Origin of the sequence: Kitasatospora cystarginea, assembly GCF_039533515.1 — a bacterium.
GTDB lineage: Bacteria > Actinomycetota > Actinomycetes > Streptomycetales > Streptomycetaceae > Kitasatospora > Kitasatospora cystarginea.
On record NZ_BAAATR010000011.1, the window covers coordinates 152,809 to 168,753 of the forward strand.

Here is a 15,945-nt window from a genome sequence, read left to right on the forward strand (position 1 = left end):
TCGGACATGTCCGAAATGACAGCTATAGGGGCTGTCGTTACGTTCGTCGCAGATCGGTCGCCCGGCCGACATCCATGTGACGGAGAGAAGTGACATGCGCACGCGTACGTTAACTGTGGCCGCTGCCGGAAGCGCGGCGGTCCTTGCGGCCACCGGTATCACCTACGCCTCGACCGCCGAATCCGCCCCGGTGTCCCCGTCTGTTCAGCGAGTGGCCCAGCCCGTCCAGCGAGTGGCCCAGCCCGTCCAGCCGGCCACCCCCGCTGCGGCTGTCTCGGGCAGCGGACACGCAAACGGGGAGAAGGACGAGGGCCGCGACCGCGAGGGTGGCGGACGCGCAGGCGGAGACAGGGACGAGGGCCGCGACCACGAGGGCCGCGACCACGAGGGCGGCGGACACGGCCGCGGCCACGAGGAAGAGGGGAGGATCTTCTTCAACGACCGCGCGTACTCCGCCTCCACTGACGGCTGCATCACTGCGGTCAGCGGACTGGGCTCCAGCAGCTTCAGCGTTTTCAACGACAGCCGGAAGACTGTCGAGGTCTTCCGCGGCTTCACCTGTGACAACGGCGCCCCGGTCGCCACCGTGGGTCCCCACGGCGAAACCGACGGCGTTGTGACCCGCACCGTCCACGGAGGCCTGTTCGGTGACGACGGTGTCGCGGGCAGCTTCCTGGTGATCGGCGACTACGACGAGTGGTGACAGCGCCGCCCGGAGGGCGGGACAGCTCCCGGCCCGCCGGGGCCGGGCCGACGTTCCCAGCTTCGTGGATATCCGTGGGGTCGCAGTGGGCACCTGCCTGGCGGGCTGCGGCAGGTGCCCACTGACGGGAGCTCAGACGGGAACTCGGACCGTTCCCGTCCCGCCGACCAGGCGGCCGCGCCGGCGTCCTGCCGAGCCCCCACGGCGTGGCTGAGACCTGCTGCCGGGGTGAGTGGCGCAGGCTTCCGGCCACCTCGGACTCTGCCCAGCGAACCATCGTCGACCTGCTGCGGAGCCGTCGATGCCGGTCAGCGCCGGTAGCCCTCGGACGGCCCACTGACGGCCCATGGGCTACTCGGCCAGAGCCCGCCTCCCGGTTGGGGCAGCCCGCCGGCAGTCAGCCGCCCCGACACGACGTCGGCGTTGCCGCAACCGAACACCAACCCGTGCAGCCCTGGCGTTCCTCAGCCCTCGGTGAACGGTCAGGACGTACCAGTGATCCGGAGTTGCGTCGTCCACGATCTTCGCAACGCTGGGGCCCGCCGTGGCACACGGCTACCGCCACTCCAGGACGACATCGCCGTAGCCCAGAGCTGTGGCCGCCTCCTGAGGGGTGACCTGCTGCGGCTGGGCGCCAGGGCTGAGGTCGGTGACGAACGCGGTCTCCTGGTTGCCCTGGACCGAGCGGAACAGCAGCTTCTTCCCGTCGGCCGAGATGACCTGGGGGATGTTCTTCCGGTCGGTCGCCGGGAGCAGGACGGGGCCGGCGGCATCCATGGCGTTGTCGTAGTCGTTCGGGTGCATCCGGTCGACGTCGAGGGTCCACAGGTTGTTCTGATAGGGCGGCTTCGGGCTCCCGATTTTGGTTGGGGCGCAGAGCAGTGTGTGGTTGTCGATCCACCCGGACGGCCTGCAGTCCATGTCTTTGATCTGGCTGGCGCTTCCGTCGGCCTTCAGAAGCCCACTGGACGTCACCGTCACCACGTTCTGGCCCTCCCCGTCGACGTACGCGACTGCGCGCTTTCCGTCCGGGCTGAAGTACACGCTTCCGCCGGTCACACCGTGCAGGGGGCTGCCCCCCAGGGTCAGGCCGAGGTCGCCGAATCCGGCGGGGGAACCGCTCCACTGCTCGGTGAGCCGGTGGTCGGAGGTGAGGTCGCGACTGGCGATGTGGTCCTGGCCACTCGGGTCGCGGTACGTGAACCAGACGCTCCCGCCGTCGGGGGCGAAGAGTGCGTCCTTCTCCTGGGGAGTGCTGGCGAAACCTGAGCTGGTGCCGGTGAGGTCGGTGAAGTTGCCCTTGCGGTCGACGTAGCCGACGTGGCTCGCGCCTGTCTTGTCGTCGGTGGTGACCACCGCGAGCCGACTGAAGTCGTGGTCGAAGAGCTGACGGACCCGAGGCCCGAAGGCGTTGTCGGAGGCATTGTCATTGCTGCTGCCGGAGGTGGGGAAGTTGCCCGCACACAGCTCCTGCAGGGCGCTCAGCTTGGCTCCGGCCCCGGGGCGGGAGCCGACCACCGCCGTTGCCGGAACGGTGAACTCGACCGATGCCACCTTCTTCCAGCTGCCGGGCTCGAAGCCTTCCACCCACACCTTGGCGGGCCTGGACGCGGGCACGGTGCAACCTGCACTGATCACGAGGTCCCGGTCGCGAAAGGCCGCGTCAGTGGCGGCGGCGCTCGGTGACTTCTGCGTCGAGTCCTGCGCGGGCGCCGTGCTGCGTCCGTCCGAGGCAGCACGCGGTGAAGAGCCCCCGCAGCCGGTGACCAGGGGAAGCGCTAGAGCTGCCATCGCCGCCAGCGGTACCAGTCGCCCGGCGGCATGCCGTGTCCGCGTGTATCCCATGAAGACCCCCATTGTTGTGCAGTGCAGTGCCGTGCCTGGAGCTGACGGTGGACAGGTAGAAGATCTCAGATGAGGGTGCCCATGATCTACGTCATTGGCCGCCCACGACGTGTTGCTGAGTCGAGGGCGCCGGCGGCGGCCGCGGTGGCACTTGATGGGGGTGCGGGCGGGGGTGTGCGACGGCTGGGTGCTCGGCGCTTCCCCATCTCGGCCGGGGACGCCGCGGTAGTCCGGGCCTGCCACGGCGCCGAGTCGGCGACTGGAGCGAGGAGGCGGCCTCGGAGAAGCGGCGGAAGGTGCGTCCTGGTTCCCCCGGGGTCGCACTCGGCGCTGCTGAGGGTGGATCAGTAGCGGCGGCTCGGGAGTGGGATCCACTCCCCGATCGCTCCCAAGGGTGCTCAGAAACCAGTCAGGGCCCTGATCCTCAGTGAGGATCAGGGCCCTGACCTGGTACTACTGGGTCGGGGTGGCGGGATTTGAACCCACGGCCTCTTCGTCCCGAAGCAACTTGGACGCTCACCTGGCGCGGGGAAGGATTTGCACTGACCTGCAACGACAGTCCGCGAGTGTCTGTGGTGGTCCGCTGGAGTACGGGGCGGTTGTAGCGCAGTTAGACACTCAGTTCTGCCGTACCTAGGCCAGCTCCTTCTCGGTTCGACTGAGCGTACTGACTCGGATCCTCGCTGCCTGTCTACTGAAAAACGGCTCAGCTAGTGGACGCCGAAATCCATCGACGTCCACCGTGTTGGTGTCAGCCGGCGCTGTTGGCGTTGGCCGCTGCCGCCCTGCCCCACAGCTGGCTGATCAGCCCGATCGTGGCCTGGCAGGCAGTCGGCAATGACTGTGCTGGCACCCGGATCAGCACGACGATGACGATCATCATCGTGGGCCACGTGAGGGACTGCAGGGTTGACAGGTCATGAGGTGCGGGCATCATGCTCAAGGTGATGGTTCCTTTCATGGGGCCGTCGTTAGCCCGCCTGTGCCGCGCATGGTTTCCAGACCCCAAGCGGCGCCGGCGGGCTTCTTGCATTTCTCACTCTGCTCCAAGGCCGGTTTGGCCTACCATCTGGCGGCCCCTGGCGAAAGGTGGCGAATACTCGCGCGCCGTGGCGCACCCCTGGCGAACTTGCACTGAGGCTTAGTTTCTTGAACTAGACCCCTACTGATCGGGTCTGAGAAGTGAGCGAGGACCCGCACCTGCCCTCTAGCTCACGCTGAGTGTCCCACCAGGGGCGGGGTGTTATCCCCCCGAGGGCGGTGGAGCGGTTTTGGCCGGTGTCCTGCCTGGTCTGGGTCCGAGCATGATCGGGGGGCCGTAAGCTGTTGCGACTCGGTCAGGGCTCTTTGGGCCTGACCGCAATTTGGCCGAGTGGCCCCCCGGTCTTGCTCGGTCAGGGTCCCGGTCCGGGGAGGTGGGTAAAACCGCGGAGGCGCCCGCCCCCGGCCACGGCGGGGTTCTGGGCTCAGCCCTCATCCGGCGTCTGACCGCCGACGCGGCCGGGCCGCCGCCGGAGCGGGGCGAAGACAGGAGCGGCGGCGAGCGGCCAGGGCCGCGCGGCGGGGCGCGCCGTGCGCGCCCTTGATGAAGTAGCGAAACTCGTAACAGCGACTATGCGATCAACCGCTGACCGTCGTGTGTCCGGATACGCGGAGCCGAGTCACCCTCGTTGTCCAGCGCATCGAGTAGACGCACGGCGTAGACCTCGCCCATGCGGGCCTTGACCTCTTCGGCTGTGAGCCATTCCACTGCGGTCGATTCCTCGGAGAGCTGTTCGGCGCCGCCTTCGAGGTGGCAGCGGAACACGAGTGCCACGACTCCTCGGGTCACGTTCTTGTAGACGCCGGTCAGGTGCTTGACGCTGACCTTGAGCCCTGTCTCTTCACTAACTTCGCGGCGTACGCCATCCTCGACAGTCTCCGTCAGCTCCAGCACTCCGCCCGGGGGCTCCCAGGTACCGTTGTCGGCGCGGCGGATCGCCAGTACCCGCCCGTCCTCGCGGACGACTGCCCCTGCGACAGACACGGAGTGCAGCGGCGTTGACTGGGCCTTCCCTGGGTTGCTACTCATGTACAGGAGAATAGGAGCCCTGAAGGACTATGGCGAGTGGTGAGGTGGCCTCCTCGGCCAAGGCGAAGTATCTGCAGATTGCGGATGATCTCGCCGCACAGATCAGGTCGGGGGTCCTTGCTCCCGGCTCGGCGGTACCCAGTGAAGCTGAGCTGATGCAGCGCTACGGTGTCGCATCCGGAACGGTCCGCAAGGCGATCGCGGAACTCCGCACGTCTCAGCTCATCGAAACGCACCACGGCCGCGGCTCCTTCGTCCGATCTCGCCCACCCGTGCAGCGCAAGTCGTCGGATCGCTTCCGCCGCGCGCACCGGAACGCGGGCAAGGCCGCATACCTTGCGGAGGCTGAGGTGTCCGGCGGCGTCCCGTCTGTCACAGTACTGTTCGTCGGCCCAACCCAGGCGCCAACAGAGATTGCAGAGAGGCTGAGCGTCCCGGCCGGCGCCCAGGTGCTCGCCCGCAAGCGCCGGTACTTCCGCGATGGCGTGCCGACCGAGGAAGCTACCTCGTACCTGCCGTGGGATGTGGTGAAGGACATTCCCGAGGTCTTCGCCGAGAATCCGGGCGGCGGCGGGATCTACGCCCGGCTCGAAGAACACGGCCACGTGCTCGCTGAGTTCACCGAGACTGTGCGCGCGCGACTCGCGACCAAGCCTGAGACCGCCGCACTGGCACTGAGCCCAGGTGCACCGGTAATCCATCTCGTCCGTGACGCGATCACCACGGAAGGCCGCGTGGTGGAGGTCTGCGACACCGTCATGGCCGCCGACCAGTTCGTTTTGGACTACCGCTTCCCCGCTCGCGACTAACGGAACGTCAACCTCCGCAACCCGTCGCAGGATTCTTCTCGCGGCGGGTTTACTTATGTATAGGAGTAGGGCACTCTTCTACTCGTAACTCCTGTACATGAGTGCAGGAGATCACCTCATCTAGAGGAGAGCCATCATGGCTGTGTTCAAGGTCGACACTTCGACGGCGTTCGTGTTCGTGGCGGTGCCCCCGGCGCCGAAGCTGGTGAACAAGCAGACGGGTGAGATCGCGATCGACAGGGAGACCGGCGCCAAGATGATGACGATCGGTCTGACGATCGCGGACGAGGGTGAGGCGAGTCTCTACACCGTCTCGGTCCCGGAGACCGGCCTGTCGGACGGGCTGGCCGTGGGCATGCCGGTTGCGGTGACCGGGCTCAAGGCTCGTGACTGGGAGAACGAGTTCAACGGCCAGAAGCGGCACGGGATCTCGTTCCGGGCGGCGGTCGTCACCTCGCTCGTTCCGGCTCAGGGCTGACGCCATGTCGGGGGCGCTGACACTGGTTGAGTTAGGCGGGCCTCTAGCCGCTGCTGCTGGCGGCGCCGCCTTCGCCCGGGCAAAGGCACCGGCGATCTACTGGTCGGCGATTGGCCTGCCGGTTACAGCAGCTCGGTTCGCCGCTACCTACGGCAGCACGATGGACGCATGCGGGTTGACGGTGACCCCGTCCCGGCTGCGGGTCCTGATGCTGCGGGCCACCACCCGCCGGGAGATCCGGCCGGTACCGCCGAGAGTCCGCCGACTGTGGCCGACAGCCACCGGCCTTCGAGTCCGGCTTCGACTGGCTCCCGGACAGGAGCCAGCGGACGTGGCCGCCTCGGCGGAACGTCTCCGCCACGCCTGGGGCGTGCACGGAGTCCACGTCTCGGTGATCAAGCCCGGTGTGGTCGAGCTTCGGATGGTCGGCTTCGACGTGCTGCGCAGGGTACGAATGCCGCGTCGACTGCCGTCCGGCCCGATGGTGGTGCCGGTGGCGCTGCGGGAGGACGGGACCGCCTACGTACGCGACTACCGGCGTGTGCCGCACGGGCTGAATCTGGGTGCGACCCAGTCGGGCAAGTCGGTCTTCATCCGCAACCTGGTCAAGGGCCTGGCCCCTCATGAGGTCGCGCTGGTGGGGATCGACTGCAAGTGGGGTGTGGAGCTGTCCCCGTTCACTCCCCGACTGTCCGCGCTCGCGATCGATCCCGATCAGGCGGCCGAGATCCTGGATGTCCTGGTCGCCGAGATGGAAGGCCGCTACGAGCTGATCCGCCATCACCAGGGCATCGACGCGGATGTCGCGGACGAGGACATCACCTCGGACCTCTGGGGCCTGCCGGCCAAGGTGCGGCCGGTTCCGCTGGTGCTGCTGGTCGATGAAGTGGCGGAGCTGTTCCTCGTCGCCACCTCAAAGGACGAGAAACGCCGCGACCACATGGTCACCCAGCTGATCCGGCTCGCGCAGCTCGGCCGCGCGGCCGGGATCTACCTGGAGATCTGCGGGCAGCGGTTCGGCTCCGAGCTGGGGAAGGGCGCAACGATGCTCCGCGCTCAGCTCTCCGGCCGGGTCGTGCACCGCGTCAACGACAAGCCCACCGCTGAGATGGGCCTGGGCGACATCGCACCTGAGGCCGTGATCGCCGCCACCTCGATCCCGCCGGAGACCCCCGGCGTCGCGGTGGCTGGGGATTCCTCTGGTGGCTGGTGCCGCATTCGCACCCCAGAACTGTCCCTGGCCGACGCGGCCCGGGCCTGCCGCGAAACGGCCCACCTGGTCCCCGACCTGCCGGCGCTAGCCCGCTTCCGCCCGCACCTTCCGGCAGCCACCGAACTGGCCGACGCCCGGCCACTGGCCCGGCACTGCCCGGCCACCAGCTGACCCACCCAACACCGGTCGGCGCAACCGCTTCGCGCCAAGTCCCTACCCGTTCCATGCCCGAAACCGACCCGAGAGGACTATCCGATGTCCGCCTCCATGTCCTTCCACCCGGAGCCCAACACCTACGTGACCTGCCACGGCTACGGCAACGAGCGCACGCCGATCCTGTCGCTGTGGTCACCCTCGGCCAGCCTGATGATCTCCGAGAACGACGCGCTGCCGCTCGCCGACCTCCTGGCCTTCGCCCGGGAACTGGCCGCCGAGACCGCCGCCTACCTCGCCGCCCTGGAGCTCTACGCCGCCTCCCAGAGCGACAAGGAAGCGTGAGCCATGGCCGCCACCACCCGCAAGGCCAAGACCACTACCCCGGCCAAGTGCCCGGCCTGTGCCGGTGAGGGCTGGGTCAACGAGACCCACCTCGCCGGACGCGGCAAGAAGGCCCGACCGGTCGGTGAGGTCCAGGTGCTCTGCCCGACCTGTCTGGGCACCGGAACCGCCTCCCAGTAGCCGCCAAGACCGCCGGGACCGGGCGGCAGGCAAACCCGAGCCCCGCCCGGCCCTGGCCCCGACGCCAGGAAGGAGGACCGACCGATGCGCCCACTCCGCCCCGATGCGGTGATCGTGCAAGCCGTCATCGCCGGCGCCCTGTCCTTCGCCCACCTCCACGACCTCGCCCAAGCCGCCGGACAGCACGGCTGGAAGGCCTGGGCCTATCCCGTCTCCGTCGATCTGCTCCTGGTCGCCGCCTGGCACCGCATGCGCACCTTGCGGGCCAGCGGCCAACCGAACGGCTCCGCATGGACATGGTTCGCCATCGCCCTGGCGGCCTCCCTCGGTGCGAACGTCGCCACGGCCGGACTGCTCGACCTGGTACACGTCCCGGCCTGGCTGCGGATCCTCGTCGCCGGATGGCCCGCGCTCGCCTTCTTCGGCGGCACGCTCCTCGCCCACAGTCCCACCCCGCCACCGGCCAACGAGTCCGAGTGCACCGAACTCGAACTCCCCCTCTACGAGGAGCCCGAGGAGCCTGCCGACACCCCGGTGACCGAATCCGAGCCGCCGGCCGTCGAGCCCGCCGCCAGCACGCCCGCGCTGCCCGGCCCGCCCCCGACCCCTGTCCCGCCGGTCACGGTGCCCGCCGCTCTGGTCGAGCACGCCCGCAAGGTCGCCGCCGACCACCACGCCCGCACCGGACAGGACATCGACGCCGACACCCTCCGCGCCCGCCTCGGTGTCCCGCCGCACTTCGCCGCCGCCATCGCCTCCCAACTCGCCTGATTCAGAAAGGAGTTCTGCAATGCCCCGTCCGATCCGGCCGCGCAACGTGATCCGTATCGGCCCGGTCCAGGTCGCCACCTACTACGACCGCCACGGCCGCGAGAAGCACACCGCCGCCTGCACCGCCCCGCGCTGCGGCTTCTCCGCCGACTACGACTCCCGCGCCGCCGCCGAGATCGCCGCCCGCACCCACCGCTGCAACGTCAGCTGACAGGAGACCAGCCGTGACCGTCACCCTGCCCCTCGTGCTCATCCTCGGCGTCGGGACCTTGGCCGTCGTCAAGTTCCTCGGTGTCCGCCCGTGGGTCGTCATCGTGATCGGCCTGTTCGGGTTCTACCTCGCCCACACCTTCCTCGCCCCCGCCATCGACGGCACCGCCAAGTCCGGTGTGCAGATCGTCAACGGCACCCACCACTGACCGGAGGTACTCGACCATGGCCGAACCGAAGTACTACACCACCGCCGAGAAGGCCCGCCTGGCATACATCGTCGGCAAGGCCGCCCTCGCCGCCGGCAGGGGCAAGGACCTCGCCAAGTACGACGCCCAGATCGACCGGATCCAGCAGGCCGCCATCGAACGCGAAAAGGCCGAGCAGGCCGCCAAGAAGTCGGCCAACCACTGGACTTGACCAGATCCCCGGGGCGGCAAAAGCCGCCAAGCATCCCGCCGCCCCGGAGACCGCAACCCCTCCCAGACACGAGGCCCAGAAGGAGACCACCATCATGCCCCAGCACAACCACGCCCCGGGACGGATCTGCCCCAACTGCGACGGCTTCGCCCGCGCTGCCATCGACACCGGCACCCGCCACCCGGACGGCACCCGCACCACCGTCCACGCCTGGTGCCCCGCCTGCCACGGCACCGGCACCGTGCCCGCCCGCACCGCCGCCCTCACCACCGCCCGGGGCTGACCGCCATGGCCGCCCTCTTCGACTGGCGCGACTCCCGGCACTGGGACAACAAGGCCGAACCCTGCGGCGTCTGCCGCAAGCCGACCAACCTCCGCTCCGACCGAGGCAAGCCCGTCCACAAGGTCTGCGCCGAGACCTGGACCGACCAGCACACCAAGCCGAACCCCGACAAGTCCTGACCGCCCCGCCCCGGGGCCGTGTATCCGCCGGCCCCGGGGCCTCTCCAACGGAGGTGATCCCGTGTTCCAGCTCCCCGCCCGCCCCGCGAACGGCCTTCGCGTCCTCGACCTATGCTGCTGTGCCGGCGGAGCCGCGATGGGCTACCACCAGGCCGGGTTCGAGGTGGTCGGCGTCGACATCGACCATCAGCCCAGCTACCCCTTCGAGTTCATCCGAGCCGACGCCGTCGAGTACGCGACGGCGAACGCCCATCTCTTCGACTTCGTGCACGCCTCGCCGCCCTGCCAGTCCCACTCCGCTCTGACCAAGGGCACCAACAAGGGCCGCACCTACCCCGACATCCTCGGCCCGCTGCGAAACGTGCTCACCGCCTCGGGGGTGCCCTTCGTCCTGGAGAACGTCCAAGGTTCCCCGCTCCGCCGTGACTTGACTCTCTGTGGCGAGATGTTCGGCCTCCGGGTAATCCGCCACCGCTACTTCGAAGTCCACGGCTTCACCGCGAACGCCCCCAGCCACCAACCGCACCGAGGCCGCGTCGCTGGCATGCGCCACGGCCAGTGGTTCGAGGGACCGTACTTCGCGGTCTACGGCGAAGGCGGCGGCAAAGGCACCGTGTCCCAGTGGCAGGACGCCATGGGCATCCACTGGACCGACGTACGCCGCGAGATCGCCGAAGCCATCCCCCCGGCCTACACCACCTACGTGGCCACCCAGTTCCTCGCCTCCACCCGATCGAAGGCAGCCGCGTGAACACCACCAAAGTCCTCCCCCATGAGGCCGACCGACTCGCCCTCGCAGACCTCGCCCGTCTGGCCGGCCGTGGAGACCTCCCCAAGCTCACCGAGCAAATCCGCCGCACCGGCGGCTGCACCAACCCGATCCACCTCAAAGGCTTCCGCACCCTCACCCACGCACCCACCGGCGCCGTCTGGCACCGCTACTCCACCGAGCACGAACCCGGCCACCGCCTCAAGGTCGCCTGCGGCAACCGCCGAGCCTCCCGCTGCCCCTCATGCGCGCGCACCTACTCGGCGGACACCTTCCACCTGATCCGCGCCGGACTTGCCGGAGACGAATCCAAGGGAGTCCCCACCTCAGTCCGCTCGCACCCCCGAGTGTTCGCAACGCTCACCGCCCCAAGCTTCGGCCCGGTCCACAACCGGCCCGACAAGGGCTCGTGCCGCTGCGGCTCCGCCCACCCGACCGGCTCCCCGCTGCTGGGCACGCCGCTGGACCCCGAGCGGTACGACTACGCGCACGCCGTGCTGTGGAACAACCACGCCCCCGACCTGTGGCGCCGCTTCACCATCTACCTGTTCCGCGTCATGGCCAAGATGGCCGGCCTCTACCAACGAGAGTTCAAGGAACAGGCGAAGATCTCATTCGGCAAGGTGGCGGAGTACCAGCGCAGGGGCGCGGTGCACTTCCACGCCGTGATTCGCATCGACGGACCCGATGGCACGGACTCCCCGCCCCCGGCCTGGGCGACCGTGGCCCTGCTCGATGCCGCGATCCGGGCCGCCGCCCGTCGTGCCGGCGTCCCGGTGGAGGCTGCTGGTGACCTCCCCGCCCGGGTGCTGCGCTGGGGTGAGCAGGTCGACGTGCGCCCGATCGGCGCGTTCGGCTCCGGCGAGATCTCCGAACAGGCCGTCGCCTCCTACGTGGCCAAGTACGCCACCAAGTCGGCTGAGACCACGGAGACAGTCGACCGGCGGATCCTGGAGCGCCACGAGATCGAACGGCACGACCTGCCCGAGCACACCCGGCGCCTGATCGAAGCCTGCTGGGACCTCGACGGCCTGTACCCGGACCGGCTGTTGGCGCACTGGTCACACATGCTCGGCTTCCGCGGCCATTTCTCCAGCAAGAGTCCGAGCTACTCGACCACCCTCGGCGCCCTCCGCCATGTCCGTGCCGACTTCCGCGCCGACCAAGCCCGCCAGGACCTGCGGGCCCGCCTACTGGCCGCCGGGCTGCCGGACCTGGACGACCTACCTGAGGCCGAAACGCTCGTCGTCGCCCACTGGGCCTTCGCCGGGGCAGGCAACAGTCCTGGTGAGTCCATGCTCGCCGCCAGTATCGCCAACGACATTCGTGCCAGCCGAGAGCTCGCCCGCGAAGCTCTGGCAGATCTGGATGACGAGGAGGGGGAGTGGTGACCACCGCCCCGGAAGGCCTGATGGTCCGGCCCGTCCTCTACAAAGTGGCGGACGCCATGCAGGTCCTGAGCATGAGCCGGACCGTCATCTACGACCTGATCCGCATTGGACGTCTTCGCACGGTCAAAGAGGGCCGTTCCCGGTTCATCCCGGCGTCCGCCATCACCGAGTACGTCGCGCTGCTGGAGCGCGAAGCAGGGGGGAAGAAATGACCACACGCCGTAGCAGGGGAGACGGCGGCCTCCACTGGGACGAGAAGCGACAACGCTGGATTGCGACCGCCAGCCTGGGCTATGACCCGAGCGGCAGGCGCATCGTGAAGCGTGGCAGTGGCAAGACCAAGACCGAGGCCAAGAACAAGCTGAAGGAAGTCCTTCGGGATCACGAAGACGGCCTTGCCATCGCACCCACGAACTACACGGTGGAGAACGCGGTCAACGACTGGCTGATGTACGGCCTTGCCGGACGGGACAAGCGCACCCTGGAGGCTTGCACAAGCCTGAGCCGTACACACGTGATCCCCGCCCTCGGTGCCCGCAAGCTCCGTGATCTGAGCGCGGAGGACGTAGACCGGTGGCTGACCGACAAGGCCAAGACCCTGAGCACGCGCACCTTGCAGGGCCTTCACTCCTGCCTGAACCGCGCAGTCAAGCGTGCGATGGCCCGCGACAAGGTGAAGCGCAACGTGGTGGAGCTGTGCTCCGTCCCCACCGGTCAGTCCGGACGACCCTCGAAGGCATTGACGTTCACTCAGGCGGAGGCCGTGCTCAAGTCGGCGGAGAAGACCTCCATGTACGCCTACATCGTGGTGTCCCTGCTCACCGGGGCGCGGACGGAAGAGCTGCGGGCACTGACTTGGGACCACGTCTTCCTCAAGGGCCAGCCGGACACCGACCCGCCGATCCCGCCGCACATCGCCGTGTGGCGCTCGGTCCGCGCCGGCGGCGACACCAAGACCCGGAAGTCCCGGCGAACCTTGGCGCTCCCGGATCGGTGCGTCGAAGCGCTGTGGGACCACTGGGTGGACCAGGGTTGGGACCGCTATGCCGCGGGGGACAAGTGGGAGGAGAACAACCTCGTCTTCCACTCCGACGTGGGCAAGGAACTGGACCCCTCGCACGTCCGCCGGGCCTTTCGCTCCGCCATCGGCAAGGCCGAAGGCGTGAACCCCGCCGAGTGGACGCCGCGTGAGCTACGGCACAGCTTCGTGTCCCTGCTCTCGGACAAGGGGGTGCCGCTGGAAGAGATCTCCCGGCTGGTCGGCCACTCCAGCACGAGCGTGACCGAGGAGGTCTACCGGAAGCAGATCCGGCCCGTGATCCAGACCGGCGCCACTGTCATGGACGACCTGTTCAAGCAACAGCCTGAGCGGTAGTCACGCAGTTAGTCACGCACAACAGGTGCGGGCCCTACCGGATCTCTCCGGCAGGGCCCGCACCTGCTACTACTGGGTCGGGGTGGCGGGATTTGAACCCACGGCCTCTTCGTCCCGAACGAAGCGCGCTACCAAGCTGCGCCACACCCCGGTCTTTCCTTTGTTGCTTCCGTCTCCGTCGCAACGAGTAGAACTCTACCGGACGAGTGCCGAGAGGTGAAATCCGCCCCTCCAAAAGGGACAAAAGGGGCGGATTGACGCGCGAGGGCTGATCAGGGCTTGGGGGTGAGGGTGAGGAGGGTGGCTTCGGGAGGGCAGGCGAACCGGATGGGGGTGTATCGGTTGGTGCCGCAGCCGGCCGAGACGTGCAGGTAGGAACGGTGGCCGTCGGCCTGGTGGGAGGAGAGGCCCTTGACCCGGTCGGTGTCGAGGTCGCAGTTGGTGACGAGGGCGCCGTAGAAGGGGATGCAGAGCTGCCCGCCGTGGGTGTGGCCGGCGAGGATCAGCGGATAGCGGTCGGCGGCGAAGGCGTCGAGCACCCGCAGGTAGGGCGCGTGCACCACGGCGAGCGAGAGGTCGGCGTCGGCGGACGGGCCGCCGGCCACCTCGGCGTAGCGGTCACGGCGGATGTGCGGGTCGTCCAGGCCGGTGAACTCGATGTCGAGTCCGGCGACCTTCAGCCGCCCCCGGGTGTTGGTGAGGTTGAGCCAGCCGGCCGCGTCGAAGCCGTCCCGGAGCTGCTCCCACTCGATGTGGCAGGCGCCGGTGATGCCGCGCCGGCCGGTCCCGTCGGGGTTGTTCAGCCCGTGCACCCCGGTGCGCAGCGCCTTCAGGTAGCGCGCGGGGTTCTTCTTGGCGGGGCCGTAGTAGTCGTTGGAGCCGAAGACGTACGCGCCGGGGAACTCCATCAGCGGCCCGAGGGCGTCCAGCGCGTACGGGATGCCGTCCGGGTCGGAGAGGTTGTCGCCGGTGTTGACCACCAGGTCGGGGCGGAGCGCGGCCAGGCTCTGCAGCCAGCGGTGCTTCTTGCGCTGTCCGGCGACCATGTGGATGTCGGAGACCTGGAGCACCCGGATCGGCCGCGCGCCCTTCGGCAGGATCGGGACGTCGACCCGGCGCAGCCGGAACGAGCGGACCTCGTAACCGGCGGAGTAGACGAGACAGGCGGCGCCGGTGGCGGCGATGCCGAGGGGGACGGAGTACAGCGGTCGCATCGGTCCATCGTCGCAGACGCCGAAAGCGCGCGTGAACGGGCGGTGCCCCGCTCTGAGCAGCCGGATTCGCAGACTGTCGGCCCCGGCGGATCGGGGCCGTCGGCCTTGCGGATCGCCGCCGCGGACCTCGGTGGATCCCGGCCGCCAGGAGGGAGCTGACAGCCGGTCGGGTACGTCGGTGCCGAGTGGCGTACGGACCCCGAGGATCACGCTCAGGTCCGACGCCAGCGGCAGTTCGACGGCGCGCAGCGCGGGGTGCCGCAGCCAGTGCAGCCGGGCTCGGTCGGGCTCCCCCCGGTGCAGCGGGGGCCAGTCGGCGGACGGGGTGAAATCGTCGATCACCAGGACCCCGCCGGGAGTGAGCAGTCGGACGGGATCCGCGGCTTCCCCGGGGTCGCCCGGCAGCAGCGCCGGCGGGCCGCCCTTGGCCTGGCCGCCGCCGTCGAGGACCAGCAGGTCGTACGGGGCGTGGCGGTACAGCTCGGTCCAGTCCGCATGCAGGACCCGGACGGCGGGGTGCCCGGCGAAGAGCCGTCCCGCGGCGGCGGCCCGTGCCTCGTCGCGCTCGGCACTGACCAGCCGGACGCCCTCGCGGGCCCCGGTGGCCAGCCAGGCCAGTCCGACGCCGAAGCCGGTGCCGGTCTCGCCGATCCGGGCGTGGGCGCCGCCGGCGAGCGCGCGCAGCAGTCGGCCCTGTTCCGGGCGGCAGGAGTTCGCGAAGCCGGCCTCCCGGGCCGCGGTGACCGCCTGGGCCACCAGGGGCGGGAGGTCGCTCTCGGTCCGGTGGGCATCGGTTCCGTTGGGCGACATTGCGCCATCCTCTCCCGGCCGCCGCCGCTCTGTCCGGCGAACGGGAGGAGGTGCGTTGACGGCCCGTCGGCAGGGCTGGGTGTGGTTCCGACGGGGTGGCGCGAGTCCCCGGGGTGCGGTCCCGGCGGGGCGACGCGGGTTCCCGGGCCGGTTATTCGGGAGCGTCGGGTTTCCGCAGGTGGGACACTCATCAGCATGACAACGCTCAAGGAGCAGCTGCACGAGGACCTCACGGCTGCGATCAAGGCCCGGGACGAGCTGCGCGCGTCCACGATCCGGCTGACACTGGCCGCCGTCACCAGCGAGGAGGTGGCCGGCAAGGAGAAGCGCGAGCTGACGGACGACGAGGTGCTGAAGGTGATCGCCCGGGAGGCGAAGAAGCGCCGGGAGGCGGCCGAGGCCTTCGAGAACGCCGGTCGGGTGGATTCGGCCGCGCAGGAGCGCGCCGAGGGTGAGTTGCTGGCGCACTACCTGCCCAAGCAGCTCAGCGACGAGGAGCTGAAGGCGATCGTCGCTGCCGCGGTGGCCGAGAGCGGTGCTACCGGACCGCAGGACATGGGCGCGGTGATGAAGCTGGTGCGTCCGAAGGTCGAGGGCGTCGCCGAGGGCGGCCGGGTGGCCGCCGCGGTGAAGGCCGCACTGTCGGGCTGATCCGCCGAGGTCCGGGCTGATCCGCCGGCCGGCCTGGACACGAAGAGGACGGACACGGCGAAGGGGTGCCCCCGC

21 protein-coding genes and 1 tRNA gene are annotated in these 15,945 nt (G+C 69.2%); 17 read left to right on the top strand and 5 right to left on the bottom strand.

Going from position 1 to position 15,945, the window contains the following annotated elements; translation table 11 throughout:
* Positions 1 to 94: 94 nt before the first annotated feature.
* Positions 95 to 703 (top strand): hypothetical protein, encoded by a 609-nt coding sequence (locus tag ABD369_RS15060; RefSeq protein ID WP_344636884.1) that lies wholly within the window; start codon positions 95 to 97, stop codon positions 701 to 703.
* Between the two features lie 555 nt (positions 704 to 1,258).
* Here ABD369_RS15060 and ABD369_RS15065 read toward each other — a convergent pair.
* From ABD369_RS15065 to ABD369_RS15075, 3 genes are all read right to left on the bottom strand, one after another.
* Positions 1,259 to 2,320 carry a hypothetical protein gene (locus tag ABD369_RS15065; protein ID WP_344636885.1) on the bottom strand — a complete coding sequence of 354 codons (1,062 nt, stop codon included), beginning with the start codon at positions 2,318 to 2,320 and terminating at the stop codon, positions 1,259 to 1,261.
* A gap of 979 nt (positions 2,321 to 3,299) precedes the next feature.
* On the bottom strand, positions 3,300 to 3,509 hold the full coding sequence (locus ABD369_RS15070) for a hypothetical protein (RefSeq protein ID WP_344636886.1): 210 nt from the start codon (positions 3,507 to 3,509) through the stop codon (positions 3,300 to 3,302).
* A gap of 651 nt (positions 3,510 to 4,160) precedes the next feature.
* Positions 4,161 to 4,631, bottom strand: a complete 471-nt coding sequence (locus tag ABD369_RS15075; protein ID WP_344636938.1) for an NUDIX hydrolase — start codon at positions 4,629 to 4,631, stop codon at positions 4,161 to 4,163.
* 17 nt (positions 4,632 to 4,648) lie between these two features.
* Between ABD369_RS15075 and ABD369_RS15080 the strand changes: the two genes are divergently transcribed.
* The 15 genes from ABD369_RS15080 to ABD369_RS15150 all read left to right on the top strand — a co-directional run bounded on the left by ABD369_RS15080 (position 4,649) and on the right by ABD369_RS15150 (position 13,195).
* Positions 4,649 to 5,428, top strand: coding sequence for a GntR family transcriptional regulator (locus ABD369_RS15080; RefSeq protein ID WP_344636887.1), 780 nt, complete (start codon positions 4,649 to 4,651; stop codon positions 5,426 to 5,428).
* 136 nt (positions 5,429 to 5,564) lie between these two features.
* Positions 5,565 to 5,906 carry an SCO3933 family regulatory protein gene (locus tag ABD369_RS15085; protein WP_344636888.1) on the top strand — a complete coding sequence of 114 codons (342 nt, stop codon included), beginning with the start codon at positions 5,565 to 5,567 and terminating at the stop codon, positions 5,904 to 5,906.
* Between the two features lie 4 nt (positions 5,907 to 5,910).
* Entirely contained in the window at positions 5,911 to 7,290 is a 1,380-nt protein-coding gene (locus ABD369_RS15090) for an FtsK/SpoIIIE domain-containing protein (RefSeq protein WP_344636889.1), read from the top strand.
* Positions 7,291 to 7,374: 84 nt separating this feature from the next.
* The gene (locus tag ABD369_RS15095; RefSeq protein WP_344636890.1) at positions 7,375 to 7,617 is read left to right on the top strand and encodes a hypothetical protein; all 243 of its coding nucleotides are present in this window, start codon (positions 7,375 to 7,377) and stop codon (positions 7,615 to 7,617) included.
* Positions 7,618 to 7,620: 3 nt separating this feature from the next.
* Entirely contained in the window at positions 7,621 to 7,797 is a 177-nt protein-coding gene (locus ABD369_RS15100; RefSeq protein WP_344636891.1) for a hypothetical protein, read from the top strand.
* 84 nt (positions 7,798 to 7,881) lie between these two features.
* Entirely contained in the window at positions 7,882 to 8,568 is a 687-nt protein-coding gene (locus ABD369_RS15105) for a DUF2637 domain-containing protein (protein ID WP_344636892.1), read from the top strand.
* Between the two features lie 19 nt (positions 8,569 to 8,587).
* Positions 8,588 to 8,779, top strand: a complete 192-nt coding sequence (locus ABD369_RS15110; protein ID WP_344636893.1) for a mobile element transfer protein — start codon at positions 8,588 to 8,590, stop codon at positions 8,777 to 8,779.
* A 13-nt stretch (positions 8,780 to 8,792) separates the two neighbouring features.
* On the top strand, positions 8,793 to 8,987 hold the full coding sequence (locus ABD369_RS15115; protein WP_344636894.1) for a hypothetical protein: 195 nt from the start codon (positions 8,793 to 8,795) through the stop codon (positions 8,985 to 8,987).
* A 16-nt stretch (positions 8,988 to 9,003) separates the two neighbouring features.
* A complete protein-coding gene (locus ABD369_RS15120; protein ID WP_344636895.1) occupies positions 9,004 to 9,198 on the top strand; it encodes a hypothetical protein in 195 nt (64 codons plus the stop codon).
* Between the two features lie 94 nt (positions 9,199 to 9,292).
* Positions 9,293 to 9,481 carry a hypothetical protein gene (locus ABD369_RS15125; RefSeq protein WP_344636896.1) on the top strand — a complete coding sequence of 63 codons (189 nt, stop codon included), beginning with the start codon at positions 9,293 to 9,295 and terminating at the stop codon, positions 9,479 to 9,481.
* A gap of 5 nt (positions 9,482 to 9,486) precedes the next feature.
* Positions 9,487 to 9,660, top strand: coding sequence for a hypothetical protein (locus ABD369_RS15130; protein ID WP_344636897.1), 174 nt, complete (start codon positions 9,487 to 9,489; stop codon positions 9,658 to 9,660).
* 61 nt (positions 9,661 to 9,721) lie between these two features.
* The gene (locus tag ABD369_RS15135; protein ID WP_344636898.1) at positions 9,722 to 10,411 is read left to right on the top strand and encodes a DNA cytosine methyltransferase; all 690 of its coding nucleotides are present in this window, start codon (positions 9,722 to 9,724) and stop codon (positions 10,409 to 10,411) included.
* Positions 10,408 to 11,820, top strand: a complete 1,413-nt coding sequence (gene repSA, locus ABD369_RS15140; RefSeq protein ID WP_344636899.1) for a replication initiator protein RepSA — start codon at positions 10,408 to 10,410, stop codon at positions 11,818 to 11,820. The genes ABD369_RS15135 and repSA overlap by 4 nt, the downstream gene beginning before the upstream one ends.
* Positions 11,817 to 12,032 carry a helix-turn-helix domain-containing protein gene (locus ABD369_RS15145; RefSeq protein WP_344636900.1) on the top strand — a complete coding sequence of 72 codons (216 nt, stop codon included), beginning with the start codon at positions 11,817 to 11,819 and terminating at the stop codon, positions 12,030 to 12,032. Before repSA ends, ABD369_RS15145 begins: the two co-directional genes overlap by 4 nt.
* On the top strand, positions 12,029 to 13,195 hold the full coding sequence (locus ABD369_RS15150; RefSeq protein WP_344636901.1) for a tyrosine-type recombinase/integrase: 1,167 nt from the start codon (positions 12,029 to 12,031) through the stop codon (positions 13,193 to 13,195). Before ABD369_RS15145 ends, ABD369_RS15150 begins: the two co-directional genes overlap by 4 nt.
* Positions 13,196 to 13,272: 77 nt before the next feature.
* Here the strand turns inward: ABD369_RS15150 and ABD369_RS15155 are convergent.
* A tRNA-Pro gene (locus ABD369_RS15155) sits at positions 13,273 to 13,346 on the bottom strand.
* 121 nt (positions 13,347 to 13,467) lie between these two features.
* Entirely contained in the window at positions 13,468 to 14,409 is a 942-nt protein-coding gene (locus ABD369_RS15160) for a metallophosphoesterase (protein WP_344636939.1), read from the bottom strand.
* 1,005 nt (positions 14,410 to 15,414) lie between these two features.
* On the opposite strand from ABD369_RS15160, the gene ABD369_RS15165 reads away from it, so the two are divergent.
* Complete coding sequence (locus tag ABD369_RS15165; RefSeq protein ID WP_344636902.1) at positions 15,415 to 15,870, top strand: GatB/YqeY domain-containing protein; 456 nt, start codon at positions 15,415 to 15,417, stop codon at positions 15,868 to 15,870.
* The last annotated feature ends 75 nt before the right edge of the window (positions 15,871 to 15,945 follow it).

Bases quoted from the DNA above. Each gene is read 5' to 3' on its own strand.
- ABD369_RS15060 (WP_344636884.1), top strand. From the start codon at position 95: ATGCGCACGCGTACGTTAACTGTGGCCGCTGCCGGAAGCGCGGCGGTC.
- ABD369_RS15070 (WP_344636886.1), bottom strand. From the start codon at position 3,509: ATGAAAGGAACCATCACCTTGAGCATGATGCCCGCACCTCATGACCTG.
- ABD369_RS15080 (WP_344636887.1), top strand. From the start codon at position 4,649: ATGGCGAGTGGTGAGGTGGCCTCCTCGGCCAAGGCGAAGTATCTGCAG.
- ABD369_RS15085 (WP_344636888.1), top strand. From the start codon at position 5,565: ATGGCTGTGTTCAAGGTCGACACTTCGACGGCGTTCGTGTTCGTGGCG.
- ABD369_RS15090 (WP_344636889.1), top strand. From the start codon at position 5,911: ATGTCGGGGGCGCTGACACTGGTTGAGTTAGGCGGGCCTCTAGCCGCT.
- ABD369_RS15095 (WP_344636890.1), top strand. From the start codon at position 7,375: ATGTCCGCCTCCATGTCCTTCCACCCGGAGCCCAACACCTACGTGACC.
- ABD369_RS15100 (WP_344636891.1), top strand. From the start codon at position 7,621: ATGGCCGCCACCACCCGCAAGGCCAAGACCACTACCCCGGCCAAGTGC.
- ABD369_RS15105 (WP_344636892.1), top strand. From the start codon at position 7,882: ATGCGCCCACTCCGCCCCGATGCGGTGATCGTGCAAGCCGTCATCGCC.
- ABD369_RS15110 (WP_344636893.1), top strand. From the start codon at position 8,588: ATGCCCCGTCCGATCCGGCCGCGCAACGTGATCCGTATCGGCCCGGTC.
- ABD369_RS15120 (WP_344636895.1), top strand. From the start codon at position 9,004: ATGGCCGAACCGAAGTACTACACCACCGCCGAGAAGGCCCGCCTGGCA.
- ABD369_RS15125 (WP_344636896.1), top strand. From the start codon at position 9,293: ATGCCCCAGCACAACCACGCCCCGGGACGGATCTGCCCCAACTGCGAC.
- ABD369_RS15130 (WP_344636897.1), top strand. From the start codon at position 9,487: ATGGCCGCCCTCTTCGACTGGCGCGACTCCCGGCACTGGGACAACAAG.
- ABD369_RS15150 (WP_344636901.1), top strand. From the start codon at position 12,029: ATGACCACACGCCGTAGCAGGGGAGACGGCGGCCTCCACTGGGACGAG.
- ABD369_RS15160 (WP_344636939.1), bottom strand. From the start codon at position 14,409: ATGCGACCGCTGTACTCCGTCCCCCTCGGCATCGCCGCCACCGGCGCC.
- ABD369_RS15165 (WP_344636902.1), top strand. From the start codon at position 15,415: ATGACAACGCTCAAGGAGCAGCTGCACGAGGACCTCACGGCTGCGATC.